Source organism: Mycobacterium sp. NGS16 (assembly GCF_059813225.1).
This window is the reverse complement of record NZ_JCALEE010000013.1, coordinates 40,504-65,275: the sequence shown is the minus strand read 5'-3', so window position 1 is coordinate 65,275 and position 24,772 is coordinate 40,504. Positions and strand designations below refer to the sequence as shown.

At 68.7% G+C, this 24,772-nt stretch carries 24 protein-coding genes; 16 read left to right on the top strand and 8 right to left on the bottom strand.

What is annotated here, in order from left to right:
- The first annotated feature begins 68 nt into the window (after window positions 1-68).
- From dnaK to AC5Y4Q_RS20720, 4 genes are read left to right on the top strand one after another with little or no spacing between them, the layout of a single operon-like run.
- On the top strand, window positions 69-1,922 hold the full coding sequence (gene dnaK / locus AC5Y4Q_RS20735; RefSeq protein ID WP_064924417.1) for a molecular chaperone DnaK: 1,854 nt from the start codon (window positions 69-71) through the stop codon (window positions 1,920-1,922).
- Window positions 1,919-2,572, top strand: a complete 654-nt coding sequence (gene grpE / locus AC5Y4Q_RS20730; RefSeq protein ID WP_064924416.1) for a nucleotide exchange factor GrpE — start codon at window positions 1,919-1,921, stop codon at window positions 2,570-2,572. Before dnaK ends, grpE begins: the two co-directional genes overlap by 4 nt.
- Before the next feature lie 22 nt (window positions 2,573-2,594).
- Window positions 2,595-3,788, top strand: a complete 1,194-nt coding sequence (gene dnaJ / locus AC5Y4Q_RS20725) for a molecular chaperone DnaJ (protein ID WP_499960119.1) — start codon at window positions 2,595-2,597, stop codon at window positions 3,786-3,788.
- Window positions 3,785-4,159 carry a heat shock protein transcriptional repressor HspR gene (locus tag AC5Y4Q_RS20720; RefSeq protein ID WP_064924428.1) on the top strand — a complete coding sequence of 125 codons (375 nt, stop codon included), beginning with the start codon at window positions 3,785-3,787 and terminating at the stop codon, window positions 4,157-4,159. The genes dnaJ and AC5Y4Q_RS20720 overlap by 4 nt, the downstream gene beginning before the upstream one ends.
- Window positions 4,160-4,223: 64 nt before the next feature.
- Here the strand turns inward: AC5Y4Q_RS20720 and AC5Y4Q_RS20715 are convergent, their stop codons facing one another.
- The 3 genes from AC5Y4Q_RS20715 to AC5Y4Q_RS20705 form a co-directional block, all read right to left on the bottom strand.
- Window positions 4,224-5,126 carry an aldose 1-epimerase gene (locus tag AC5Y4Q_RS20715; protein WP_064924414.1) on the bottom strand — a complete coding sequence of 301 codons (903 nt, stop codon included), beginning with the start codon at window positions 5,124-5,126 and terminating at the stop codon, window positions 4,224-4,226.
- Between the two features lie 3 nt (window positions 5,127-5,129).
- Entirely contained in the window at window positions 5,130-6,296 is a 1,167-nt protein-coding gene (locus tag AC5Y4Q_RS20710) for an FAD-binding oxidoreductase (RefSeq protein ID WP_064924413.1), read from the bottom strand.
- A 150-nt stretch (window positions 6,297-6,446) separates the two neighbouring features.
- Window positions 6,447-7,118 (bottom strand): GAP family protein, encoded by a 672-nt coding sequence (locus AC5Y4Q_RS20705; protein ID WP_064924427.1) that lies wholly within the window; start codon window positions 7,116-7,118, stop codon window positions 6,447-6,449.
- Between the two features lie 142 nt (window positions 7,119-7,260).
- Between AC5Y4Q_RS20705 and AC5Y4Q_RS20700 the strand changes: the two genes are divergently transcribed.
- The 11 genes from AC5Y4Q_RS20700 to AC5Y4Q_RS20650 all read left to right on the top strand — a co-directional run bounded on the left by AC5Y4Q_RS20700 (window position 7,261) and on the right by AC5Y4Q_RS20650 (window position 19,400).
- Window positions 7,261-7,695 (top strand): hypothetical protein, encoded by a 435-nt coding sequence (locus tag AC5Y4Q_RS20700; protein WP_064924412.1) that lies wholly within the window; start codon window positions 7,261-7,263, stop codon window positions 7,693-7,695.
- Between the two features lie 538 nt (window positions 7,696-8,233).
- Window positions 8,234-10,780, top strand: a complete 2,547-nt coding sequence (clpB, locus tag AC5Y4Q_RS20695) for an ATP-dependent chaperone ClpB (RefSeq protein ID WP_064924411.1) — start codon at window positions 8,234-8,236, stop codon at window positions 10,778-10,780.
- A gap of 160 nt (window positions 10,781-10,940) precedes the next feature.
- Window positions 10,941-12,161, top strand: a complete 1,221-nt coding sequence (locus tag AC5Y4Q_RS20690; RefSeq protein ID WP_064924410.1) for a PecA family PE domain-processing aspartic protease — start codon at window positions 10,941-10,943, stop codon at window positions 12,159-12,161.
- A 114-nt stretch (window positions 12,162-12,275) separates the two neighbouring features.
- On the top strand, window positions 12,276-13,508 hold the full coding sequence (locus tag AC5Y4Q_RS20685; RefSeq protein ID WP_064924409.1) for a PecA family PE domain-processing aspartic protease: 1,233 nt from the start codon (window positions 12,276-12,278) through the stop codon (window positions 13,506-13,508).
- Window positions 13,509-13,594: 86 nt separating this feature from the next.
- Window positions 13,595-14,473 carry a trehalose monomycolate transport factor TtfA gene (ttfA, locus tag AC5Y4Q_RS20680; protein ID WP_065019058.1) on the top strand — a complete coding sequence of 293 codons (879 nt, stop codon included), beginning with the start codon at window positions 13,595-13,597 and terminating at the stop codon, window positions 14,471-14,473.
- 26 nt (window positions 14,474-14,499) lie between these two features.
- Window positions 14,500-15,276 carry an SDR family NAD(P)-dependent oxidoreductase gene (locus tag AC5Y4Q_RS20675; protein WP_064924407.1) on the top strand — a complete coding sequence of 259 codons (777 nt, stop codon included), beginning with the start codon at window positions 14,500-14,502 and terminating at the stop codon, window positions 15,274-15,276.
- The gene (gene pyrE, locus AC5Y4Q_RS20670) at window positions 15,263-15,811 is read left to right on the top strand and encodes an orotate phosphoribosyltransferase (RefSeq protein ID WP_064924406.1); all 549 of its coding nucleotides are present in this window, start codon (window positions 15,263-15,265) and stop codon (window positions 15,809-15,811) included. Before AC5Y4Q_RS20675 ends, pyrE begins: the two co-directional genes overlap by 14 nt.
- 8 nt (window positions 15,812-15,819) lie before the next feature.
- Window positions 15,820-16,713, top strand: coding sequence for a hypothetical protein (locus AC5Y4Q_RS20665; RefSeq protein WP_064924405.1), 894 nt, complete (start codon window positions 15,820-15,822; stop codon window positions 16,711-16,713).
- The gene (locus AC5Y4Q_RS20660; RefSeq protein ID WP_064924426.1) at window positions 16,710-17,411 is read left to right on the top strand and encodes a TrmH family RNA methyltransferase; all 702 of its coding nucleotides are present in this window, start codon (window positions 16,710-16,712) and stop codon (window positions 17,409-17,411) included. Before AC5Y4Q_RS20665 ends, AC5Y4Q_RS20660 begins: the two co-directional genes overlap by 4 nt.
- A gap of 17 nt (window positions 17,412-17,428) precedes the next feature.
- Window positions 17,429-18,271: a metal-dependent hydrolase gene (locus AC5Y4Q_RS20655; protein WP_082952803.1), complete on the top strand. Its 843-nt coding sequence runs from the start codon at window positions 17,429-17,431 to the stop codon at window positions 18,269-18,271.
- Window positions 18,272-18,299: 28 nt separating this feature from the next.
- Entirely contained in the window at window positions 18,300-19,400 is a 1,101-nt protein-coding gene (locus AC5Y4Q_RS20650; RefSeq protein WP_064924403.1) for a glycoside hydrolase family 76 protein, read from the top strand.
- Window positions 19,401-19,420: 20 nt separating this feature from the next.
- Here AC5Y4Q_RS20650 and AC5Y4Q_RS20645 read toward each other — a convergent pair whose 3' ends face one another.
- Window positions 19,421-20,107 carry a DedA family protein gene (locus tag AC5Y4Q_RS20645; protein WP_064924402.1) on the bottom strand — a complete coding sequence of 229 codons (687 nt, stop codon included), beginning with the start codon at window positions 20,105-20,107 and terminating at the stop codon, window positions 19,421-19,423.
- Between the two features lie 86 nt (window positions 20,108-20,193).
- Between AC5Y4Q_RS20645 and fbaA the strand changes: the two genes are divergently transcribed.
- Window positions 20,194-21,225, top strand: coding sequence for a class II fructose-bisphosphate aldolase (fbaA, locus tag AC5Y4Q_RS20640; RefSeq protein WP_125225820.1), 1,032 nt, complete (start codon window positions 20,194-20,196; stop codon window positions 21,223-21,225).
- 72 nt (window positions 21,226-21,297) lie between these two features.
- On the opposite strand, the gene AC5Y4Q_RS20635 is transcribed toward fbaA, so the two are convergent.
- From AC5Y4Q_RS20635 to AC5Y4Q_RS20620, 4 genes are all read right to left on the bottom strand, one after another.
- Window positions 21,298-22,167: an Rv0361 family membrane protein gene (locus AC5Y4Q_RS20635; RefSeq protein ID WP_125225697.1), complete on the bottom strand. Its 870-nt coding sequence runs from the start codon at window positions 22,165-22,167 to the stop codon at window positions 21,298-21,300.
- Between the two features lie 107 nt (window positions 22,168-22,274).
- Entirely contained in the window at window positions 22,275-23,162 is an 888-nt protein-coding gene (locus AC5Y4Q_RS20630) for a cation diffusion facilitator family transporter (RefSeq protein ID WP_125225698.1), read from the bottom strand.
- A 106-nt stretch (window positions 23,163-23,268) separates the two neighbouring features.
- Entirely contained in the window at window positions 23,269-24,054 is a 786-nt protein-coding gene (locus AC5Y4Q_RS20625) for a site-2 protease family protein (protein ID WP_499960118.1), read from the bottom strand.
- A gap of 9 nt (window positions 24,055-24,063) precedes the next feature.
- A complete protein-coding gene (locus AC5Y4Q_RS20620; protein ID WP_428844292.1) occupies window positions 24,064-24,726 on the bottom strand; it encodes a peptidase M50 in 663 nt (220 codons plus the stop codon).
- Window positions 24,727-24,772: the final 46 nt, after the last annotated feature.

The following is a 24,772-nucleotide window of genomic DNA, read 5'->3' as shown; positions in this document are numbered from 1 at the left end:
TGCGGCAAGCGCATCCTTGAGCGCAGTCCGCTCAGACTAGGGAATCGTCTACCAGGGAGGAAACCACAATGGCTCGTGCGGTCGGAATCGACCTCGGGACCACCAACTCTTGCGTCTCGGTGCTGGAGGGCGGCGATCCCGTCGTCGTAGCCAACTCGGAGGGCTCGCGCACCACCCCGTCGGTCGTTGCGTTCGCCCGCAACGGCGAGGTGCTGGTCGGCCAGCCCGCCAAGAACCAGGCGGTCACCAACGTCGACCGCACCATCCGCTCGGTCAAGCGCCACATGGGCACCGACTGGAAAGTCGAGGTCGACGGCAAGGACTACACCGCGCAGGAGATCAGTGCCCGGGTGCTGATGAAGCTCAAGCGCGACGCGGAGGCCTACCTCGGTGAGGACATCACCGACGCGGTCATCACCGTGCCCGCCTACTTCAACGACGCCCAGCGGCAGGCCACCAAGGAGGCCGGCCAGATCGCGGGCATGAACGTGCTGCGCATCGTCAACGAGCCCACCGCGGCCGCACTGGCCTACGGTCTGGACAAGGGCCAGAAGGAGCAGACCATCCTGGTCTTCGACCTCGGTGGCGGCACCTTCGACGTCTCGCTGCTGGAGATCGGCGAGGGCGTCGTCGAGGTCCGGGCCACCTCCGGTGACAACCACCTCGGTGGCGACGACTGGGACGACCGGGTCGTCGACTGGCTGGTCGACAAGTTCAAGGGCACCTCGGGTATCGACCTGACCAAGGACAAGATGGCGATGCAGCGGCTGCGCGAAGCGGCCGAGAAGGCCAAGATCGAGCTGTCGAGCTCGCAGAGCACGTCGATCAACCTGCCCTACATCACCGTCGACGCCGACAAGAACCCGCTGTTCCTCGATGAGCAGCTGACCCGCTCGGAGTTCCAGCGCATCACCCAGGACCTGCTGGACCGCACCCGCAAGCCGTTCCAGTCGGTGATCAAGGACGCCGGTATCTCGGTGTCAGAGATCGACCACGTGGTGTTGGTGGGTGGTTCCACCCGGATGCCCGCGGTGACCGACCTGGTCAAGGAGCTGACCGGCGGCCAGGAGCCCAACAAGGGCGTCAACCCCGATGAAGTTGTCGCCGTGGGCGCCGCACTTCAAGCCGGTGTGCTCAAGGGTGAGGTGAAAGACGTTCTGCTGCTTGACGTCACCCCGCTGTCGCTCGGTATTGAGACCAAGGGCGGCGTCATGACCAAGCTGATCGAGCGCAACACCACCATCCCGACCAAGCGCAGCGAGACCTTCACCACTGCCGACGACAACCAGCCGTCGGTGCAGATCCAGGTCTACCAGGGTGAGCGCGAGATCGCCTCGCACAACAAGCTGCTCGGCTCCTTCGAGCTGACCGGTATTCCGCCGGCCCCGCGCGGTGTCCCGCAGATCGAGGTCACCTTCGACATCGACGCCAACGGCATCGTGCACGTCACCGCCAAGGACAAGGGCACCGGCAAGGAGAACACGATCAAGATCCAGGAAGGCTCCGGCCTGTCCCAGGAGGAGATCGACCGGATGATCAAGGACGCCGAGGCGCACGCCGACGAGGACCGCAGGCGTCGCGAAGAGGCCGACGTCCGCAACCAGGCGGAGTCGCTGGTCTACCAGACGGAGAAGTTCGTCAAGGAGCAGCGCGAAGCCGAAGGTGGTTCGAAGGTCCCCGAGGACACCCTGGCCAAGGTCGACGCCGCGATCGGCGACGCCAAGAAAGCGCTGGAGGGCACCGACATCGGCGCCATCAAGTCCGCGATGGAGAAGCTGGGTGTCGAGTCGCAGGCGCTGGGTCAGGCGATCTACGAGGCCACTCAGGCCGAGCAGGCCGCCGCCGGGGCCGAAGGCGGTGCGTCCGCGGGTGCTGACGACGTTGTGGACGCCGAAGTAGTCGATGACGGAGAGACCAAGTGAGCGAAGGCAATTCACGCGAGCCGTCTCCGGAGACGATCACCGTGACCGACAAGCGGCGGATCGATCCCGAAACCGGTGAGGTGCGCGCGAGTTCCGCCGGGCCGGCCCCAAGCGGGCCGGCGCCGGCGGAACCGGCCGCCGACGACTCCCAAGCCGGCGAGGTCGACCAGGTTGCGGAGCTCACCGCCGACCTGCAGCGCGTACAGGCGGACTTCGCCAACTACCGTAAGCGGGCGTTGCGCGACCAACAGGGCGTCGCCGACCGGGCCAAGGCAGCGGTGGTGACCGAGCTGCTCGGGATCCTCGATGACCTCGACCGGGCCCGTAGTCACGGCGACCTGGAATCGGGGCCGCTGAAAGCGTTGGCGGACAAGCTGACCGGCGTGCTCAGTGGGTTGGGTCTGGCGGCGTTCGGCGCCGAAGGCGAAGAGTTCGACCCGCAGTTGCACGAGGCCGTCCAACATGAGGGGGACGGGACCCATTCGGTGATCGGCACCGTCCTGCGGCAGGGTTACAAACTCGGCGACCAGGTGCTGCGCCACGCGATGGTCGGGGTAGTCGACACCGTCCCCGACCGTGACGACAGTGCCGAAGCCGAAGCCGAAGCAGAAGTAGAAGCCGACGGCGAAGACGCCGGCGACGACAATTGATCAGGTAAGGAGGTGACGCGTCATGGCTCAGCGTGAATGGGTCGAGAAGGACTTCTACAAGGAGTTGGGCGTCGCCTCCAGCGCCTCCGAGAAAGAGATCAAGAGCGCCTACCGCAAGTTGGCGGCTGAGCTGCATCCGGACCGCAACCCCAACAACCCGGCCGCCGCGGAGCGGTTCAAGGCGGTGTCCGAGGCCTACAGCGTGCTCTCGGATGAGTCCAAGCGCAAGGAGTACGACGAGACCCGGCGGCTGTTCGCCGGCGGCGGGTTCGGGCGGCGGTTCAACGGCGGTGGTTTCGGCGGGGGCAACTTCGATCGGTTCACCACCGGCGGCGATGGCAGCGAGTTCAACCTCAACGACCTGTTCGGTGCCGCCGGCCAGACCGGCGGGGCCAACATCGGTGACCTGTTCGGGGGGCTGTTCGGCCGCGGCGCGCAGCAGCGGCCCAGTCGGCCGCGGCGCGGAAACGACCTGGAGACCGACTCCGAGCTGAGTTTCATCGAGGCCACCAAGGGCGTGGAGATGCCGCTGCGGCTCACCAGCGCCGCACCGTGCACCAACTGCCATGGCAGCGGCGCCCGGCCCGGCACCAGCCCCAAAGTCTGCGCGACCTGCAACGGATCCGGGGTGATCAGCAGCAACCAGGGCGCGTTCAGCTTCTCCGAGCCGTGTACCGACTGCCGCGGCAGCGGGTCGATCATCGAGCACCCGTGCGCCGAGTGCAAAGGAACCGGGCGGGCGGCGAGGACCCGCACCATCAACGTGCGGATTCCCCCGGGAGTCGAAGACGGCCAACGGATTCGGCTGGCCGGCCAAGGCGAGGCGGGGCTGCGGGGCGCGCCGTCGGGCGACCTGTACGTGACGGTGCGGGTGCGCCCGGACAAGGTCTTCGGCCGCGACGGCGACGACCTGACCGTCACCATCCCGGTCAGTTTCTCCGAACTCGCTCTGGGTACCACGCTGTCGGTGCCGACGCTGGACGGCAAGGTCGGGGTACGGGTGCCCAAGGGAACCGCCGACGGCCGGATTCTGCGGGTGCGCGGGCGCGGTGTGCCCAAGCGCGGCGGCGGCCACGGTGACCTGCTGGTCAAGGTGAAGGTCGCGGTCCCGCCGAACCTGGAGGGGCCTGCGCAGGAGGCACTCGAGGCGTATGCGGCAGCGGAGCGGTCCAGCGGTTTCGACCCGAGGGCTGGATGGGCGGGCAACCGGTCATGAGTAAATCGGAGAACTCGCGCACGTTCTTGATCTCGGTGGCCGCCGAGCTGGCCGGTATGCACGCGCAGACGCTGCGCACCTACGACCGGATCGGTCTGGTCAGTCCGCAACGCAGCTCCGGCGGCGGACGCCGCTACTCCGAGCGCGACGTCGACATGCTGCGTGAGGTGCAGCGGCTCTCGCACGACGAGGGCGTCAACCTCGCCGGCATCAAACGGATCATCGAGCTGACCAACCAAGTCGAGGCGCTGCAGTCGCGGGTCAAGGAGATGGCGGCCGAGCTGGAGATGTTGCGCGCCAACCAGCGTCGCGAACTCGCGGTGGTGCCCAAGAGCACCGCCGTGGTGGTCTGGCAGCCGCGCAAGCCGTAGCTTCCCCCGTTGACTCTGCGTCCACGGCGTGCCCTACTCGCACTTTTGCGCTGTAGGCGCAGAGTCAACGGACCCGGATGGAGAACTGGGCTAGGCCGGGCTGTCCCAAACGGGCCAGCCGATAACCGCCGCGGCGCAAGGCATCGGTGGGCGCGGCCATCGGCTCGAAGCAGATCACGTCCTCGGTGGCCGGGGCGAAGAGCTGCGCCGCCGGATACCCGCTGTCGAAGTGCACCTCGATGCGTCGGCCGCCGCCGCTGACCGCGAACACCGCGCCGGCCGGTACCTGATCGAAACCGTCGTCGAATACCCGCTCGCCCAGCAGCTCGCTGGAGGTCGGGTGCGGCTTGCTTGCCCCGGTGGGGATACCGCGGGCGTCGACGAGCCGGGCGCGCATCGCCGGCGTCTCGATGCGCCACTGATCTCTTGGCACCCCCGGCAGCTGCAGATAGGGATGGAACCCGAAGCACATCGGCACCGCCGCGCCGGTGGTGGCGCTGACCGTGGCCCGCACGGTCAGCGTGCGGTCTCTCAGGGTGACGGCCAAGCTCAACAGGTGCGGGAACGGAAAGGACGCCAACAAGTCCGGCCGTGACCCGAAGTCGAGTTCGGCGGCCAACGTCGACGCCGATTGCTCGGTCACCCGCCACCCGGGGTCCCCCGCGAGCGTGCCGTGGATCGGGGAGCCGTGCTCGTCGGTGTGCACCCCGCCGGTACCCGGCGCCAGCGTGACGTCGGTGTCCCCGACGCGGTACTGCATGCCGCTCAACCGGTTCGCCCACGGGTACAGCAGCGGGATGCCCATGGTCTTGTGATCGCAGATGTAGGCCTGCAGTCCCCGGCGTTGGCCGAGTAACTCCGCGCCGCCGTCAAACAGTGAGGTGCCGATCATGCCGGCACCCGGGACAAACGTTGCGGACAGATCCGATGACGGATCAACCAGGGTGCAGGTTTCGAATTCGGTCACATCTCACTCCGACAGTGGGTCATGTTGAATACGTTGCGCGGGAGCGCCTTTGGCCAGCAGAGCAGCTTCGGTGGCCCGCGTCATCTGCGGGCCGCCGCAGATCAGGATCTGACGATCGCTCCAGCTGCCGTAGCGTGTGACCACGTCCGGCAGGTGCCCGGTCTGCCGCACGTGCAGGCCCCGCGGCGGCGTCACATCGGGGTAGTCGGCGGCCCAGTGCGGGTCGCGCGGGTACTCCGAGACCGGCGTCACCGACAACCACGGGTTGTGCGCCGCGATCTGCCACAGCGTGGGGAGGTCGTAGAGCTCGCAGGGGTACCGGCCGCCGAAGAACAGGTGCACGCGCGGGTTCTCCGCCCACCGGGTCAGGTCCATGATGATCGCTCGCAGCGGCGCCAGGCCGGTGCTGCCCGCCACCATCAGCACATCGCCAGCGTCGCGGTCGACGTGCAGGCCGCCGTGCGGGCTCGACAGGCGCCAGCGGTCACCGGGCCTGGTCTCGTTGACGATCGCGGTGCTGACCAATCCGCCCGGGACCCCGCGCACGTGGAACTCGATCGCGCCGGTCTGGTCGGTGGGCATCGCCGGCGAGAGGTAGCGCCACGAGCGTGGGCACTGCGGCACTTCGACTTTGACGTATTGGCCCGGGTAGTAGGGCAACGGGTGGTCCAGCTGGATTCGGACGACGGCCAGGTCGCGCGAGACCCGGAGGTGTTCGACGACGGTACCGTCCCACCAGGCCGGGCCGTCTTCGGCGTCGGCGGCACCGCCCATCACCCCGATGATCAGGTTCAGCGACTGTCGGGCGGCGTCGTCGACCGCGGGGGTCCAGGCATCTGCCAGCTCGTCGCGCAACGCGGCGTCGAGCACGCGGCCCATGGTGTCGTAATGTTGTTGCGTCACACCATATTTACGGTGGTCTCGGCCCAGTTGCGCCAGAAACGAGACCGGCTCCTGGGCACGCTGGGCGACCAGCTCGCCATACACCCAGCTCATGGCCTGAGCGAACGCCGCGCGGATGCCGGATAGGTCGGCCGGGAACAGGTCGCGGGTCGACGGGTTGGTGCCGAACCAGCGGGCGAACAGGCGGGCGATGAAACCGTCGGCGCGGTCGGGGGCGGCGAACGCGGCGCGCAACACCTGCAGCGCGTCACGGTCGTCTAGGCCCACGGTCGCGATTTTAGGGCCGGCGGCGCCGACGCCGGCGCGGACGCGTTGATTGCCACAGTTGGCACACGGCCTCGGCTGGCCGCCGTGAGCTGCGTCAACGCGCCAGTGAACGGCTTCGCCGCGTGGCGGCCGTCGTGACCACGGTTTCCGCTAGAGCGCGTGAATCCCGTTGTAGGTCACCATCGCACCGATGAGGATCAGCACGGCGGCGAACAGGGCGCCGTGCTGCTGTTCCATCCATTCCTTCAGCCGATTCAACGCTGGATCGAGTCGGCGGCTGGCGGCCAGGTAGCCCAGAATCGGAACCACCACCGTGGAGGCAGCGACAGCGACGAAGAACGTGGCCGCGTTCCAGCTGCTCGCTGGGCCCAGCCCGGCACTTCCGATGGCCAGGCCCGCCGCCGCGCACATGAACAGGACCTCGGGTCGCACCACGGCCAGCGCCGCGGCCGTCAGACCGGCGCGCAGCGGGGAGAAGGCGGTGAAAGCGCGCATCCAACCGGGCATCTCGCTATGCCGGTGTCGAATTGCCCAGCGGTAGATGCCGAAGGAGACCAGGGCCGCCCCCACGGCGATCCGCAGCCATGACGCCCACGTGGGCGGTGTTTTGTGCAGTCCCCCGAGCAGGCCCGACCCCGCCACGAAGGCCGCGGTGAGTGCGGCCAGCCCGGCCAGCCAACCGAGCAGGAACGCCAGCCCGGTCTCGCGCGGACGGGGGGTGTGTAGCACCAGCACCGCCGGAATCACGGTGATCGGGGAGATGGCCACCACCAGCGCGAGCGGAATCAGGGCGGTCCACAGCGAACCCAGGCCGGTCGTCACCACAGCACGGTATCCGACGAACCGGCCGCGTCCTGCCGGCCGCGTCTTGCTTGGTACCTATACGGGGTATAGGTTTGCAAGGACACTGCGGAAGGCGAATATGTCAGACACGGCACACTGTCCCGATCGGCGTCGAGCCCGGATGCCCACCGCGGGGCGTCGGTTCGGGCTCGCCGGAGTGGCTGCGGCGCTGGTCTGCACCCTGGGGTGCTGTCTGCCGGCGATCCTGGTGGCACTCGGCGCCGGGGCGTCGGCCGCGGCCGGCATGGGACACGCCGCACACGGCGCCGGTGAATCCCGCGGCTGGTTCGCCGAGGCGCTTGATGGGGTGCACCGGATCAGCCCCGTGTTGCTCATCGTGTCGGTCGTGCTCGTCGCCGGTGCGTTCGCGATGCGGCGCCGCGCGGCGGTGCTGCCGGCGCTGTTGGCCGGTGTCGTGCTCTATCTGAGCGTGCACGGCCAAACCGACCCGGCGGTGATGTATGCCGGGATGGCGCTCGGCTACGGGGTATGGCTCGGCCTCTACCTCTGGACGCGCCCGCGGGCCGACATCGGGTCATGCGAAAAATCGCCTTGAGTGCCTCGGGCTCGGCATCAAGCCACTGAGTGCGCGCGTTTTGCCAGGGCCAGCTAGTCGTCGACGCGGCCGGGCAGGATGTTGAGGTGCACGACCGTGCCAGCCAATATTGCACCCGAGGAATCGAGACCGACTTCGTCGGTTGCCGCGAACAGGCGCCAAGCACGGGATCACCGTCGAGGCAGAACATGCGGCGCATTCGCTCCGCGTGCCGTAGCAGCTTCGCAACCGGGTCCTCCCCGCAGCAGTAGGCGATCGGCGGGGATCTGTTTGCCCGGGCGCTGTCCCGGAGGCCGGGGAGCTCTGCCAAGTCACCGAACGTATCGAGCACTGACCGTTCGCAGCCCCGAGGGTTCCGCCCGTTCCCAAAGTGCCGTTTGATACGCCCCTCACCGCGTGTCGGGTACGAAACCGCACAGTCGGCGAAAAGAAACCCAGACCTGAGCGGAACAGACTCAACCTTGACGGCGTTGAACAACCCGACAAGCATTTTTACCGGGCCCTTCTGGCGCCCGCTCGAACCCCGAATGGAGGTGTCGTGGACTCGTTCAACCCGACCACCAAGACCCAAGCGGCCCTGACCGCGGCTTTGCAGGCGGCCACCGCCGCCGGCAACCCCGAAATCCGGCCCGCGCACCTGCTGCAGGCCCTCTTGACCCAGAACGACGGGATCGCCGCGCCGCTGCTGGAGGCGGTCGGGGTGAACCCGGCGACGATCCGCACCGAGAACCAGCGCCTGCTGGACGGGCTGCCGCAGGCCAGCGGCGCCAGCGCGCAACCGCAGCTGTCCCGCGAATCGCTGGCCGCGATCACCGTCGCCCAGCAGCTGGCCACCGAAATGGACGACGAGTACGTCTCCACCGAGCACCTGATGGTCGGTCTGGCCACCGGCGACTCCGACGTCGCCAAGCTGCTCACCGGCCACGGCGCCTCGCCGCAGGCATTGCGCGAAGCGTTCACCAAGGTGCGCGGTAGCGCCCGGGTCACCAACCCCGACCCGGAGGCCAGTTACCAGGCGTTGGAGAAGTACTCCACCGACCTGACCGCGCGCGCCCGCGAAGGCAAGCTCGACCCGGTGATCGGGCGCGACACCGAGATCCGGCGCGTCGTACAGGTTTTGAGCCGGCGCACCAAGAACAACCCGGTGCTCATCGGTGAGCCCGGCGTCGGCAAGACCGCGATCGTGGAGGGCTTGGCCCAGCGCGTCGTCGCCGGCGACGTCCCGGACAGCCTGCGCGACAAGACCGTTGTCGCCCTGGATTTGGGTTCGATGGTGGCCGGTGCCAAGTACCGCGGCGAGTTCGAGGAACGCCTCAAGGCCGTCCTCGACGAGATCAAGAACTCTGCCGGGCAGATCATCACCTTCATCGACGAGCTGCACACCATCGTCGGCGCCGGCGCCACCGGCGAGGGCGCGATGGACGCCGGCAACATGATCAAGCCGATGCTGGCCCGCGGTGAACTGCGGCTGGTCGGCGCCACCACGCTCGAGGAGTACCGCAAGTACATCGAGAAGGACGCCGCGCTGGAGCGTCGTTTCCAGCAGGTCTACGTCGGCGAACCCTCAGCCGAGGACACCATCGGCATCCTGCGGGGCCTGAAGGACCGCTACGAGGTGCACCACGGGGTGCGGATCACCGACTCCGCGCTGGTCGCGGCGGCCACCTTGAGCGACCGCTACATCACCGCCCGGTTCCTGCCGGACAAGGCCATCGACCTGGTCGACGAGGCCGCCTCGCGCTTGAGGATGGAGATCGACTCCCGGCCCGTCGAGATCGACGAGGTGGAACGGCTGGTGCGCCGGCTGGAGATCGAAGAGATGGCGCTGAGCAAGGAAGAGGACCCGGCGTCGAAGGACCGGCTGGAGAAGCTGCGCGCCGAGCTGGCCGACCACAAGGAGAAGCTGGCGGAGCTGACGGCCCGGTGGCAGAACGAGAAGAACGCCATCGACATCGTGCGGGAACTCAAGGAACAGCTGGAAACCCTGCGTGGGGAATCCGACCGGGCCGAGCGTGACGGCGACCTGGCCAAGGCCGCCGAGCTGCGCTACGGGCGCATCCCCGAGGTGGAGAAGAAGCTCGAGGCGGCGCTGCCCAAGGCCGAGGCCCGCGAGCAGGTCATGCTCAAGGAAGAGGTCGGCCCCGACGACATCGCCGACGTGGTGAGCGCCTGGACCGGCATCCCCGCCGGGCGGCTGCTGGAAGGTGAGACCGCCAAGCTGCTGCGCATGGAGGACGAGCTCGGCAAGCGTGTGGTCGGGCAGCGCAAGCCGGTGCAGGCGGTCTCCGATGCAGTGCGCCGGTCGCGGGCCGGGGTCGCCGACCCCAACCGGCCGACCGGGTCGTTCCTGTTCCTCGGGCCCACCGGTGTGGGCAAGACCGAGCTGGCCAAGGCGCTGGCCGACTTCCTGTTCGACGACGAACGGGCAATGGTGCGCATCGACATGAGCGAGTACGGCGAGAAGCACTCGGTGGCCCGGCTGGTCGGGGCGCCCCCCGGCTACATCGGCTACGACCAGGGCGGTCAGCTGACCGAGGCGGTGCGCCGCCGGCCCTACACGGTGGTGCTCTTCGACGAGGTCGAAAAGGCGCACCCGGACGTGTTCGACGTGCTGCTGCAGGTGCTCGACGAAGGCCGGCTCACCGACGGCCAGGGCCGCACCGTCGACTTCCGCAACACCATCTTGATCCTGACCTCCAACCTGGGATCGGGGGGCAGCGACGAGCAGGTGATGGCCGCGGTGCGCGCGGCGTTCAAGCCGGAGTTCATCAACCGGCTCGACGACGTGCTGATCTTCGAAGGCCTCAACCCCGAGGAGCTGGTGCAGATCGTCGACATCCAGTTGGCGCAGCTGGGCAAGCGCCTGGCGCAGCGCCGGCTGCAGCTGGAAGTGTCGCTGCCGGCCAAGAAGTGGCTGGCGCATCGCGGGTTCGACCCGATTTACGGGGCGCGGCCGCTGCGCCGGCTGATCCAGCAGGCCATCGGTGACCAGTTGGCCAAGCTGCTGCTGGCCGGTGAGGTGCACGACGGTGACACCGTGCCGGTCAACGTCAGCCCGGACGGCGAGTCGCTGATCCTGGGCTGACCGGCCGAGCAACGCAAAGGTTCCCCCGCCCCGGGCGGGGGAACCTTTGCGTCTGCCGAGCTGTGCTTACGGATGCGGTCGCAAACAGGATGAGTTACCCTAACGGTCGCTGAGAAAGTCCGGTTATTTCGAAATCCGTCGCTAATTCGGAGGGGGCCTCATGTCGGGTCGTCGTCATCGCCTGGTCGGGGCCGTCAGTGCGGTAGGGGCATTCCTGGTGGTGGGGACGGCCCCGCTTGCCGCCGCGCCCACCGCGAATGCCGAGTGGGACGACCTGTTCGCGCCCTTCGTGGATGCGTTCAGCATGGTCGATCCCGGCATCGCGGCCGACACCGACCCGGGCGCGGCGCTGGCGTCCCTGGACACCCTGCTCAACGGCTGGTACCAGGACCTCGTCTACACCCCGCTGCACGGGATCGCGCCCTGGTTGTTCGGTCCGGACCTCGCGGGTAGCGCGGTCGCCTACGATGCAGATAGCACCAACCTCCCGGACAGCTTCACCGTCCCGATGGAGGTCAACCTCACTACTCAGCCGGTGGTCAGCGTCTCGGTGGGCGGCGGCGCGCAGACAGACGTTCTGGTCGACACCGGCGCGGCCGGGCTGGTGATCCCGATCTGGAACATCAACCCCTTCGGCATCACCGGCCTGCCGACCGGGTTCAACATCGGCCAGTTCGGTGGTGCACTGAACTACTTCTATATGGAACTGCCCACCACGGTCACCTTCACCGGTGCGAATGGCGACACCCTCACCGCGGACACCACCGTGGATGCGGTGCTCTTCGCGTTCCCGGCGGACCTCAATCCCTTTGGCGCGTGGTCCATTTACGACTACCTGGCCGGCTCCTCCACCGGGGTCTTGGGGATCGGGCCCAACGCGCTCGGGCCCACTCCCGACCACATTCCGACCGCCGACCTGCCGGGCACCCTGGGCCACGGCGTGCTGATCGACCAGGCGAACAAGCAGTTGATCTTCGGGGACAACCCGTTGGAGGGCGGCACCGTGATTCCCGGCGCGCCCTGGTCCGAGCTGAGGGTGCAGCTCAACGACGGGCCGCTCACCAAAGTCGACGCGGTGATCGATTCCGGCGGGGTGTACGGGACGATGCCGTCCTCGGTGCTCAACGCTGCCGGCGTTGCCCCGACCGCCAATGGAACCCTGCCCAACGGGACGGAAATCTCCGTCTATACCGCGGACGGTAAGACGCTGTTGTACCAGTACACGGTGGGTTCCCAGGCGGACGAGGTGCGCAGCCCGACAGTGATCAGTGGCAACAGCATGAACACCGGCAACTGGCTGTTCGGACAGCAGCCGGTCTACATCAACTACCTCGTGAACGGTGGACAGACCATCATCGGTGGCACCCCCATCGAACCGTAAGGGCCATAGCGGCCCAGCGATTTTTGGCCGTTTCTTGGGTAAATCCCCTGGTGCTCTACGCCCATGCGTGGGTTAGCGTGACGCGATCGGCCTGGCGTGGGGAAGGTTCCGGAGATGGCAGTTCGTCGTCGGCAGCTAGTAGGTGCGACTGCGGCGGTCGGGGCGTTCCTCGCGCTGGAAACGCCTGCGCCGGCGGCGCACGCCGACTTCGATGATCTGTTCCAGCCGCTCATCGACACGCTCAGCGCGGTCGATCCCGGCATCGCCGCCGACACCGACCCGGGTTCGGCGCTGGCGTCGCTGGACTCCCTGTTCGACGGCTGGTACCAGAACCTGGTCGCCACCCCGATCAACGACCTCGAGCAGTGGCTGTTCGGCGGGGCCGCCGATGCCGGCACGGTCGGCAGCGCCGTCGCGTCCAGCCCGGACGCCGTCACCCCGGACACCTTCACCGTCCCGCTGACGGTCAACGCCAGCACCGAACCGGTGGTGAACGTTTCGGTGGGCGGCGGGACGGCGGAACCCCTTCTCGTCGACACCGGCGCCGCCGGCCTGGTCATGCCGATCTGGGACATCCCGTGGACCGGCATCACCGGCCTGCCCACCGGCTTCAACATCGGCCAGTTCGGCGGTTCCCTGGACTACTTCTATGTCGAGCTGCCCACCACGGTCACCTTCACCGACGCCGCCGGGGACCATGTCACCGCCGACAGCACGGTCGACGCCGTGCTCTTCGCGTTCCCGGCGAACTTCAACCTCTTCGGCCCGTGGTCCATCCAGGACTACCTCGGGCCGGCCAACGTCGTCGGCGTGCTGGGGGTCGGACCCAACGCGCTCGGCCCGACCCCCGACAGCATCCCCACGGCGGCGCTACCGGGGGATCTGGGTAAGGGTCTGTTGATTGATCAGGCCAATGGTCAGTTGGTGTTCGGGGACAACCCCTTGACCGGTGGAACTGCAGTCCAGGGGTCGCCGTACACGGAGCTCGAGGTCAGCATCAACGGCGCACCCGCCCAGCACGTAACCGCAGTCGTCGACTCGGGTGGTGTGTACGGCACCATGCCGAAGTTAGTGCTTGATCAGGCGGGCGTCGTGCCGACGCTCCAAGGAGCCTTGCCCAACGGAACGACTGTGCAGGTTTATACCGATGACGGTCAGACGCTGCTGTACTCCTACACCGTCAATTCGTCGGATCCGTCGGCCCAGAGTCCGACTGTGGTCGGTGGCGCCGGCGCCTTCATGAACACCGGCAACTTCCCGTTCGCCCAGCAGCCGGTTTACATCTCCTACAGCCCGAGCGGCAACGGGACCACCATCTTCGGCGGTTCCAACGCCGTCGAACTGTGACGTTGACCTCTTGGAATCGTGCTGATGCACGGTTGTGACCAGCAAGGGTTCTCGCTTCCGGCCCGACAGCAGATACGCTAGGCACAATGGTCCCGCTCTGGTTCACGCTGTCCGCGCTGTGTTTCGTCGGCGCGGGCGTGTTGCTGTACGTGGACATCGACCAGCGCCGCGGCCGCAGCCGGCGCCGCAAGTCCTGGGCCCGGTCGCAGGGCTTCGACTTCGAACCGGAATCCACCGAGATCCTGCGGCGCTGGAAACGCGGCGTGATGTCGACGGTGGGCGACGCGCCCGTCCGCAACGTGGTGCTGGGCCAGATCCGCGGCGAGGCGGTCTACATCTTCGACCTGGACGAAGTCGCCACGGTGATCGCGCTGCACCGCAAGGTCAGCACCAACGTCGTCGTCGACGTGCGGCTCAAGGGCCTCAAAGAACCGCGGGAGAACGACATCTGGCTGCTCGGGGCGATCGGCCCGCGGATGGTCTACTCCACCAACCTCGACGCGGCGCGCCGCGCCTGCGACCGCCGGATGGTCACCTTCGCCCACACCGCCCCGGACTGCGCGGAGATCATGTGGAACGAGGCGAACTGGACCCTGGTGAGCATGCCCATCACCAGCACCCGCGCCCAGTGGGACGAGGGCCTGCGCAGCGTTCGGCAATTCAACGACCTGCTGCGGGTGTTGCCGCCGACGCCGCGGCGCCAACCGGCCGAAGCCGCCGCCCCCGCCAAGCCGGCGGCCCGGCGCAATGGGCAGCCCAGCCGCCCGCTGGGTTCGGGCAGTGTGGCGGAATCACCGGAGGACGGTGCAGCCGATCAGGTGCCGTCTCCGTCCCGGGCGGCCGCCCCGCCGATGGGCAACACCGCCGCCGAACCGCGGCGGCGCCGTACGGCCCGCGATGAGGGCATGCTGCACGCCCCGGCCCCGGGCCGCAACGGGCGGCAGACCGCGCACTATCAACGCTGACAACCGACTTCGCTACGCTGTCGGTCATGTCACGACCCACGGCCCTGGTCACCGGACCTAGCTCCGGGTTGGGCGCCGGCTATGCGCGTCGCTACGCCGCCGACGGCTATGACCTGGTCCTGGTGGCCCGCGACGCCGAACGACTCGAAGTGCTGGCCGCCGAACTGCGGGCCGGCCACGGTTGTGAGGTCGAGGTGCTGCCCGCCGACCTGGCCGACGCCGACGGCCGCGCCAAGGTCGCCGACCGGTTGAGCGCCGGCGTGCGGGTGCTGGTGAACAACGCCGGCTTCGGCACCTCCGGGGAATTCTGGACCGCCGACCCCGCCCTGCTGCAGGCCCAGCTGGATGTCAACGTCACCGCGGTGATGCAGCTGACCCGGGCTGCGCTGCCGGCGATGGTCGACGCCGGCACCGGCACCGTCATCAACGTGGCCAGTGTCGCCGGCCTGCTGTCGGGGCGCGGCTCGACGTACTCGGCGTCCAAAGCCTGGGTGGTGTCGTTCACCGAGGGGCTGGCCGGCGGACTCAACGGCACCGGCGTGGGCATCCACGTGGTCTGCCCGGGTTACGTGCACACCGAGTTCCACGAACGCGCCGGCATCGACATGGCCACCCTGCCGTCGTTTCTGTGGATGGAGGTCGACGACGTCGTCGCGGCCAGCCTGGCCGACATCGCCCGCGGCGAGGTCATCAGCGTTCCGGGCTTGCAGTACAAGGCGATCACCACGGTCAGCCGGCTGATTCCGCGTGGCCTGTCGCGGACGCTGACCAACACCTTCGGGCGGGGCCGTGGGCGCACTTGACAACGGCGAACGCGACGAGCTGGCCGCGTTGGTACGCGAGCTGTCGGTCGTGCACGGCCGCGTGACGCTGTCCTCGGGTGCCGAGGCCGACTACTACGTCGACCTGCGCCGCTCCACGTTGCACCATCGGGCCGGGGCCCTGATCGGCCGGCTGGTCCGCCAGCTCACCGACGACTGGGACTACGTCGCCGTCGGCGGCTTGACTCTGGGTGCAGACCCGGTGGCCACGGCCGTCATGCACGCCCCAGGCCGGCCGATCGACGCCTTCGTGGTGCGCAAATCGGTGAAAACCCATGGCATGCAACGCCTTATCGAAGGCGCTGAGGTGGCCGGCCGGCCGGTTCTGGTGGTGGAGGACACCAGCACCACCGGCGGCTCCGCGCTGACCGCGGTGCGGGCGGTGCGGGAAGCCGGCGGCCAGGTCGTCGGCGTGGCCACCGTGGTGGACCGGGCCACCGGAGCGGCCGAAGCCATCGAGGCCGAGGGCGTGCCGTACCGCAGCGTGCTCGGCCTGGCCGAGCTGGGACTGGGCTGAGCGCGGTTGTGCGGACACTGATCGCGGCGTTGCTGGCGCTGGCCGTCGCCGCTGCGACGGCCTGCTCGGGTCCCGGCACGCCCGGCCCCTACGGCGCCCAGGGCGCCCGGATCGGGGAGGCGCTTACCCTGCTGGGCTGGGAGATGACGCTGACCAACCTGCGCTGGGAAGTCGACCACGTGCTGATCGACGTCAAGGGTCGCCTCGCCGACGGTGACGCGCCGCACGCCGCAGCCACAGAGCTGCGGTTCGGGATCTACGGCACCCCGGCGCACCCCGTCGAAGCGACGGGACTGGGCAGCTGCGATGTGCTGGGGCAGCTGACGCCGGCACCGCTGTCGGACCGCGACCCCGAGCGGTTGGACGGAACGGTGTGCCTGGGCCCGTTGAAGGAACGCAGCGCGGTGCGCGGGATCTACGCCTACTCCCCAGCCGACCGGATCAAGGACACCACGGTGGCCTATGCTGCGGCGTTCCCGGTGGGACTGCCGCCGGTGAACCCCTACGACACCGGCCTGGCGCTCACCGTCCAGGGCGTGGCGGCCTATCGCACCGACGGTGTGCCGCTGGCTCCGGCCGCCCTCGGTGATCCGAAAGCGTTCTCCGGCAACGGATATATGGTGCTCAGTCTCACCGCCGACGCGCTCGCCGGGCAGTACCGGGACGACGCGGAGGCCCGCGGTGGGCCGTTGATGCTGATCGCCGGGCCGGCCACGCCGATGTCCGGGCTGGGCCCGGACTGCCTCGCCTACGGCTCGTCGGTGCTGATCCTGCCCGAGGCGTCGCTCAAGGCGGTGCACGTCCCGACGTCGCTGTGCACGCACGGGGAGATCAACGCTGCGCTGCTCTACGCCTCGGTGTCGGTGGTGGGCACCCACGCCGCGGTGTGGACCACCTCGTGACCGAACGTGATTCGTGCGGCGGTCCCAGCTTCGCCTCTCCTTCGTCGAGCCTCGCTGAACCGCCGGGCCCCACCGAGTGGTTCCCGCCGGCCAACGGCGTCGGGCCGTGGCCGGGTGAGCCGCCCGCCGACCCGCGCTACGACCCGGAGCTGCTGCGCGACGGCGACCACCGCAACGTCGTCGACGCCTACCGCTACTGGACCCGTGAGGCGATCATCGCCGACATCGACCGGCGCCGGCACGCGCTGCACGTGGCGATCGAGAACTTCGGGCATGACGCCAACATCGGCTCGGTAGTGCGCACCGCCAACGCGTTTGCGGTACAAACCGTGCACATCGTCGGCCGGCGGCGCTGGAATCGGCGCGGCGCCATGGTCACCGACCGCTACCAGCGGCTGCACCACCACGACGACGTGGCCGGACTGCTGGACTTCGCCGCGCAGCACGGCCTGACCGTCGTCGCGGTGGACAACGTCGCCGGGGCGGCGCGCCTGGAACAGACCGTATTGCCGGCCGACTGCCTACTGGTGTTCGGCCGGGAAGGCCCCGGCATCAGCGACGAGATGCGTGCCGGAGCCGATGTGCTGGTGTCGATCGCCCAGTTCGGTTCGACCCGCAGCATCAACGTCGGCGTCGCCGCCGGGATCGTGATGCACGCCTGGATCACCCAGCATGGGAACCTGGAAAACGCTTGGTAGCGGCGAGCATTGGAGATGTGGTGCATGACAACCAGCTGACCACCCGGCGCATCCGTTTCCGGTTTCAGGCGCCCAGCGGCCGCTATTTCGCCGACGACAACATGGTGCTCAGCCATTTCCTCGCCGAGCTGTCGGGCAGCTTCCCGCCCGGCGAAGAGTCGTTCATCCGGTCGGTGCGCCGGGTCACCGACCAGATCACCGACCCGCGGCTGCGGCGCCGGGCCGCGGGGTTCATCGGCCAGGAGTCCACCCACGGCCAGGAACATCGCCGGCTCAACGCCGAACTCATCAATCGCGGCTACCCGATCGCGTGGCGGGACTCGAAATCCATGCGGGAGCGGCAATGTCGGCGCGAGCAACGCATGTCACCGCGGGTGCACCTGGCCATGACCGCCGGCGCTGAGCACTACACCGCGGTATTGGCCGAACGGATCCTGTCCAGTGCGGAGATCCAGGCCATTCCGGGCACACCGGAGGTGTGGAACCTGCTGAATTGGCATGCGCTGGAGGAACTCGAGCACAAATCGGTGGCGTTCGACGTCTACCGCGCCGTCGGCGGCACCGAGCCCATTCGGATCGTGGTGATGGCATTCCTGATCGCCACCACGGTTCCGGCCACCCTGCTGGCAGTGGCGATCTCGATCGCCCGCGACCCGGTGGCCCGCCGCCATCCGGTTCGCCTGCTGGCCGAAAGCCGTGCGCTGCTGCGTGGCCCGTTCTTCAAGGGGCTGTTACGCGACCTGCTGCGCTACCTCAAGCCCGGCTTTCACCCCGACGACGTGGACACCACAGCGCTGCTGGAACACTGGCAGCGCAAGCTGTTCGGCGACGGCGGCAGCTTGGTCGACCACCTGCGCTGAGCTAGCCCGTAGGGCAGGATCTGGGGCTATGGATCTGCTCTGGGCGAATCGGGCCGCTAGCGCCGAGGCCGCTGTCACCGCCAGACACCTCAAACCGCTCTGGCATCTCCCCGGCACTCAGCTGGGAGTGGTGGCCTGGCCGCCGATCCGGCGCGCCCCGCACTGGCACTACTGGTGGCAGGCGCACCTGCTGGACTGCCTCGTCGACGCGCAACTGCGTGACCCGCAAACCCAACGGGTGACCCGAATCAAGCGCCAGATCCGCACCCACCGGCTGCGCAACATGTTCCGCTGGACCAACGCCTACTACGACGACATGGCGTGGCTGGCGCTGGCGATCCAGCGGGCCTGCGCAGTCACCGGCATCGACCGGCATCGCGCGTTGGGCACCTTGACCCGCGAGCTAACCGACTCCTGGATGCCCCAGGACGGCGGTGGCATCCCGTGGCGCAAGGACGAGCAGTTCACCGAGCCGTTCTTTAATGCCCCCGCCAACGGCCCGGCCGGGATCTTCCTGGCCCGCGAGCCCGGTTGGCTGCAGCGCGCGAGCGAGATGGGCGACTGGATCGACGCCACCTTGATCGACCCGGATACCGGGCTGGTGTTCGACGGCATCCGGTCCGGTTCGCTGGTGCGCGCGGAGTACACCTACTGCCAGGGCGTGGTGCTGGGCCTGGAGACCGAACTGGCGGTGCGTACCCGGGCTGAGCGGCATGCGCACCGGGTGCACCGGCTGGTGGCCGCGGTGCACAAGCAGATGGCGCCCGGCGGGGTGCTCAAGGGCGCCGGCGGCGGTGACGGCGGGCTGTTCGCCGGGATCACCGCGCGGTATCTGGCGTTGGTGGCCACCGAGCTACCGGGGGATTCCGCCGCCGACACCGAGGCGCGCGACACCGCCGCGGAGCTGGTGCTGGGGTCGGCGAAATCGGCGTGGGACTACCGGCAGTCGATCGACGGGCTGCCGCTGTTCGGGGCGTTCTGGGATCGCACCGCCGACCTGCCCCGGGCCGACGGCGCGGTGGCCACCTCGATTGCCGGTGCGGTGTACGAGTCCGAGGTGCCCGAACGCGACCTGTCGGTGCAGCTGTCGGGGTGGATGCTGATGGAGGCGGCGGCCCGTCTGCGGTGAGTCAGCGCCCGGGGTGCGGTCTACTCGGACTTTTGCGCCGTGAGCGCGGACTCAGCGTCACCCGCGGGCGTGCGCCGGCTGCGCCAGGCCTTCCCGGCGGCGATGAACGCGGGAATCATCGAGATGAACAGGATCGCCAGGATGATCTTCTCCAGGTTCTCGTGCACGAACGGCACGTTGCCCAGGAAGTAGCCCAGCGTCGTCACCCCGCCACCCCAGACGATGCCGCCGACGATGTCGAACGCCAGGTAAACCGGGTAGCGCATGTAGGACACGCCGGCGACCACCGGCACGAACGTCCGGACGAACGGCGCGAACCGGGCCAGGATGATCGCCCACGGCCCGTACTTCTCGAAGAAGGCGTGGGACTCGGTGACGTAGTGCTTCTTGAAGAAGCGGGAGTCTTCCTTCTTGAACAACGCCGGCCCGATCCGCCGGCCGATGAAGTACCCGCATTGGTCGCCGAGGATCGCCACGATCGCCACCGCCGGCGCCAGGATCCAGATCTCGGGCGCCAGCCCCTTGGCGGACAACAGACCACCGGTGAACAGCAGCGATTCGCCGGGCAGCAGCGGAAACAGCAGGCCGGTCTCGATGAAGACGACCACCAAGATGGCGGGCAGCACCGCGCCGTGGAAGAGACCGCCGGCGCCCAGCCAGTACATCGGGTCCAGCAGGCCGGGCATCGCGACCGCGGTGGTGCTCATGACGCACCAACATACCGGGGGCCGCGGGGGAAACCGTTCCTGAGATACTCGACGTCAGGTTCGGTCAGCCAGGAGGAGAGAGTTCCATGCCCATCGCCACCCCCGAGGTCTACGCCGAGATGCTGGGCCGCGCCAAGGAGAACTCCTACGCGTTCCCGGCGATCAACTGCACGTCGTCGGAGACGATCAACGCGGCGATCAAGGGCTTCGCCGACGCCGGCAGTGACGGCATCATCCAGTTCTCCACCGGTGGCGCGGAGTTCGGCTCCGGCCTCGGCGTCAAGGACATGGTGACCGGCGCGGTGGCACTGGCCGAGTTCGCCCACGTGATCGCCGCCAAGTACCCGATCAACGTGGCGCTGCACACCGACCACTGCCCCAAGGACAAGCTGGACGGGTTCGTGCGTCCGCTGCTGGCGATCTCGACCGAGCGGGTCAAGGCCGGCAAGAACCCGCTGTTCCAGTCGCACATGTGGGACGGCTCGGCGGTGCCGATCGACGAGAACCTGACCATCGCCAAGGAGCTGCTGGCCAAGGCGGCCGCCGCCAACATCATCCTGGAGATCGAGATCGGCGTCGTCGGCGGCGAAGAGGATGGGGTGGAAGCCGAGATCAACGAGAAGCTCTACACCACCCCGGAGGACTTCGAGAAGACCATCGACGCGCTCGGCGTCGGCGACCACGGCGAGTACCTGCTGGCTGCCACCTTCGGCAACGTGCACGGCGTCTACAAGCCCGGCAACGTCAAGCTGCGCCCGGACATCCTGGGTGAGGGCCAGAAGGTGGCGGCGGCCAAGCTGGGGCTGGCGGCCGGCTCCAAGCCGTTCAACTTCGTCTTCCACGGCGGCTCCGGATCGCTGAAGTCCGAGATCGAGGAGGCGTTGCAGCACGGCGTGGTGAAGATGAACGTCGACACCGACACCCAGTACGCGTTCACCCGCCCGGTGGCCGCGCACATGTTCACCAACTACGACGGGGTTTTGAAGGTCGACGGCGAGGTCGGCAACAAGAAGACCTACGACCCGCGCAGCTACCTCAAGAAGGCCGAGGCCGCCATGACCGAGCGGGTCATCGAGGCCTGCAACGACCTGCACAGCGCCGGCAAGAGCCTGGCCTAAGTCGTTGACTCTGCGTCCACGGCGGGGAAGTTCGAGTAAGCCCCGCCGTAGGCGCAGAGTCAACGAACGTTTCTAGCCGCCGTGGGACTGGCAGATCTTCCACTGGTCGTCGCGGAACTGCAGGTCGAAACTGCGGGTCGAGCGGACCCGCGGCTCGTAGGCCATGAACGCGGTGACGTTGGCTTCGGCGTGCCCGTCGTTGACGACGACCTCGTCGATGCTGGCGACCACCGGATACTGCTTGGCTGCCGCGATCCGGCGGTAGGTGTCGTCCCAGGCCTTCTGGTCGTAATTGACATAGCGGTCGCGGATGTCGCCACAGGTCAGGCTGCGCAGCGCCGCGAGGTCGCCGTTCTGCATGGCGATGTCGAAATTCGAGATGGTGCCGCGGACCCGCTCCTCCTGCGAGGCGGCCTGCCGGTCATCGCGGGTCAGCCACAACGTGCCCAGCACCGCGACGGCGGCCAGCGCCAGAATGATCAGGATCAGCGCCATCACCCAGCCCCAGCTGCGTGAGACGGTGCCGGGCAGCTTGCCGCCCAGCCGCGGCGGAATCTGTTGCGGTATGGCCTTTCCGGGCTCAACGCCCGGCCGAGCGATCAACTCGGTGCTGGCGTCACCCACCGACGGAATGACCTCGGTCTGACCGGCGTCGAATCCGGGCGCGGTGAACCGGCGCTCCGGCGAGCCGTCCGCGGCGGGGCCGGGTTCCTTGGGTGCAGCCTCGGTCGCGATCACCTCGGTGACGGCCTCGGCATTGGCTTTCTCGGCAGCCTCGGCTTCGGCGGAGGCGTCGGGAATGGCGGTGGTAGCGGTGTCGTCCTCGGCCGAGACGATGGGATGGACTTCGGTGACCTGTTCGTCGCCGTCGGTCTGCTCGGCGGCAGCGGCGGCGCTGTCTTCGGTCGGCTCGGTGCGGTCCGGCTCCGGTGGGTTCGGCATGAGTGGCTGTGTCCTCCAATGTCCGCCGGCTGATTCGGAACGGCTGACGCTAATGGCAGCTTACTGACCGAACCTGGCCGGTTTTGGAGCACGTGCCGTGCGTGGCATCAGCATCCGATGGGGCAGTCGCCGCCCTGTCCGGGCGGCTCCACCTGGACGGTGGCGTGGGTCAGGCCGCGGGCGGCCAGCACCGTGCGGGCCTGGCCGAGCACCCGGCCGGGGTCGGTGTCGGTGCGCAGGTGAGCGGTGGCCATGTCTTGGCCCGGCACCAGCGTCCAGACGTGCAGATCGTGCACATCGGTCACCCCGTCGACGGCGGCCAGAGCCGAGCGCAATTCGTTGACGTCGATGTGGCTCGGGGATGCCTCCGACAGGATCCGCAGCGCCGCCCCGGCCAGGGCGAACGCCCGCGGCAGCACCCACAGCGCGACGAAGACGGCGACCACCACGTCGGCGTAGGGCCAGCCGGTGGTCACCGTGACGACACCGGCGATCAGCACACCCACGCTGCCGACGGTGTCGGCGACCACCTCCATGTAGGCGCCGCGCACCGCGAGGCTGCGGGTCGAATGCGAGCGCAGCAGCAGGGCCACCCCGATGTTGACGATCAGTCCGGCGGCCGCGACGACGATCATCGGCCCACCGGGCACATCCGGCGCGGTGCCGATGCGGCGGATCGCCTCGGTGAGGATGAACGTCGCCATCCCGATCAGCAGCACCGCGTTAGCGACCGCGGTGAACACCTCGGCGCGGTGCCAGCCATAGGTGCGCGACGGCGAGGTGCTGCGGCGCCGGGCCAACATCACCGCCGCCACCCCCATGAACAGGGCGGCCAGGTCGGTGAGCAGGTGCCCGGCGTCGGCGAGCAGGGCGATCGAGTTGATCACCACCGCCGTGGTCAGCTCGATCGCGAAGAACGCCGACAGGATCACCGCCCCGAGGACCATCCGGGACAACCGGGAGTCGGTGTGGGAGTGGTCGTGACCGCTGGCCATGGCTAGCAAATATATGTCGTCTCTCGTTGCCGAACGTGAAGTTAGGTTCACGTTGGACGGTCGAGCGTGAACCTGGCTTCACGCTGGGCGCGGTGGGGCTTGCGCGTTAGAACCAGCCGCTCCAGAACTGGGTCAGGCTCAACCCCCACGACACCAGCAGGCGCGGCACACCGGACAGGTCGAAGAACCACAGCACCAGCGAGAAGAACTTCTGGTTCAGCGCCGGCGACGAGATCAGCAGCACCAGCAGCACCAGCAGGCCCCACTGCTGGAACGGCGCCAGCGCGCGGCGCGTCTGTGGGCTCAGATGCGGCTCCAACGCGCCGTAGCCGTCCAGTCCGGGCACCGGCAGCAGGTTCAGCACCACCGCGGTGACCTGCAGGAAACCCAGGAACGCCACCCCGGACCAGAACACCGGATGTGCCGGGTCGTAGAACGCCTGGGTGGCGCTCAGCAGCAACGCCGCCAGCACCAGGTTGGTCACCGGCCCGGCGAGACTGACCAGGGTGCGTCGCAGCGGCGTCATGAACGAGGTCTGCACGAACACCGCCCCGCCGGGCAGGCCGATGCCGCCCAGGGCGATGAACAGCATCGGCAGCACCAGCGACAGCCCCGGGTGGGTGTAGCGCAGGGGGTTGAGCGTCAGATAGCCGCGCATCTCGACGTCGCGGTCACCGAAGCGCCAGGCGGTGACGGCGTGGCCGAACTCGTGCAAGCACAGCGAGACCAGCCAGCCGGCGATGACGAACACGAACACCCCGGCGTAGGCCAGCGGCCGGATGTCGGCGGCGGCCCGCCAGGCCAGCACACCGCCGAGGGCGGTCACCGCCACCAGCGCCAGGAAGACCGGGCTGGGCCGTACGGCCTGGCCGCGCAGCGGGCTGACATTCACCCCGTGAACCTATCGGACCAACAACCAGTCCTCGATGTGCCGATAAAACGTGGACCGCTTCACCGTCCGGGTGCCGTAGACCCCGTCGCGCACCACCAGCGCACCGGTGGTGCCCAGCTGTGCCGCCCGGCCCGTCACCCAGCGGCGCACCCGCCCGCGCCGCGACGGAATCCCGGCCCGCAGCCCCGGTGCGGTGCCGATCGGCTCGATCAGCGCCCCGGCCACGTCACCGTCGAACAGGGCGGTGTCGTCGACGATGCCCTCGCCGCGCAGCACGACGGTGCCGTCCACCGGCACCCAGCGCCCGGCACCGGCCAGCGCCGTCCCGGCGTCGTCGCGGATCAGCGGCACCGGCCCAGCGGTGCCGCGCCGGGCCCGCCGCGCCGCCCTCCAGCCGGCCGGTAGCCGGTAAGCCCTGGTCGCTGGGGTACGCCGCGGCGGCGCGTACCCGACCTCGACGTCTAACCGGTCCGCGCGCAGCAACCGGGTCAGCACTCGTGCCAGGTCGGCGTCTCCGCCTACCACCACCAGCCGGCCGAATCGGTCGATCGCGGCGTCCACCGGGGCTGCGTCGTCGTCGACCGGCAGCGTCGGAAGCCCCCGCAGCGGGCGCGGCAGCGGCCGCCCGGCAAACTGCAGAACGGCGGTTTCAGGGGCGTTAGTGGCGTTCAACGCTCTCCTTGTGAATCGCTTCAGATAGGCTCAGACCCCGGCTGGA

Coding starts and splice junctions, on each gene's coding strand:
- dnaK (WP_064924417.1), top strand. CDS start 69: ATGGCTCGTGCGGTCGGAATCGACCTCGGGACCACCAACTCTTGCGTC.
- dnaJ (WP_499960119.1), top strand. CDS start 2,595: ATGGCTCAGCGTGAATGGGTCGAGAAGGACTTCTACAAGGAGTTGGGC.
- AC5Y4Q_RS20720 (WP_064924428.1), top strand. CDS start 3,785: ATGAGTAAATCGGAGAACTCGCGCACGTTCTTGATCTCGGTGGCCGCC.
- AC5Y4Q_RS20700 (WP_064924412.1), top strand. CDS start 7,261: ATGCCCACCGCGGGGCGTCGGTTCGGGCTCGCCGGAGTGGCTGCGGCG.
- AC5Y4Q_RS20690 (WP_064924410.1), top strand. CDS start 10,941: ATGTCGGGTCGTCGTCATCGCCTGGTCGGGGCCGTCAGTGCGGTAGGG.
- AC5Y4Q_RS20685 (WP_064924409.1), top strand. CDS start 12,276: ATGGCAGTTCGTCGTCGGCAGCTAGTAGGTGCGACTGCGGCGGTCGGG.
- ttfA (WP_065019058.1), top strand. CDS start 13,595: ATGGTCCCGCTCTGGTTCACGCTGTCCGCGCTGTGTTTCGTCGGCGCG.
- AC5Y4Q_RS20675 (WP_064924407.1), top strand. CDS start 14,500: ATGTCACGACCCACGGCCCTGGTCACCGGACCTAGCTCCGGGTTGGGC.
- AC5Y4Q_RS20650 (WP_064924403.1), top strand. CDS start 18,300: ATGGATCTGCTCTGGGCGAATCGGGCCGCTAGCGCCGAGGCCGCTGTC.
- AC5Y4Q_RS20645 (WP_064924402.1), bottom strand. CDS start 20,107: ATGAGCACCACCGCGGTCGCGATGCCCGGCCTGCTGGACCCGATGTAC.
- fbaA (WP_125225820.1), top strand. CDS start 20,194: ATGCCCATCGCCACCCCCGAGGTCTACGCCGAGATGCTGGGCCGCGCC.
- AC5Y4Q_RS20635 (WP_125225697.1), bottom strand. CDS start 22,167: ATGCCGAACCCACCGGAGCCGGACCGCACCGAGCCGACCGAAGACAGC.
- AC5Y4Q_RS20630 (WP_125225698.1), bottom strand. CDS start 23,162: ATGGCCAGCGGTCACGACCACTCCCACACCGACTCCCGGTTGTCCCGG.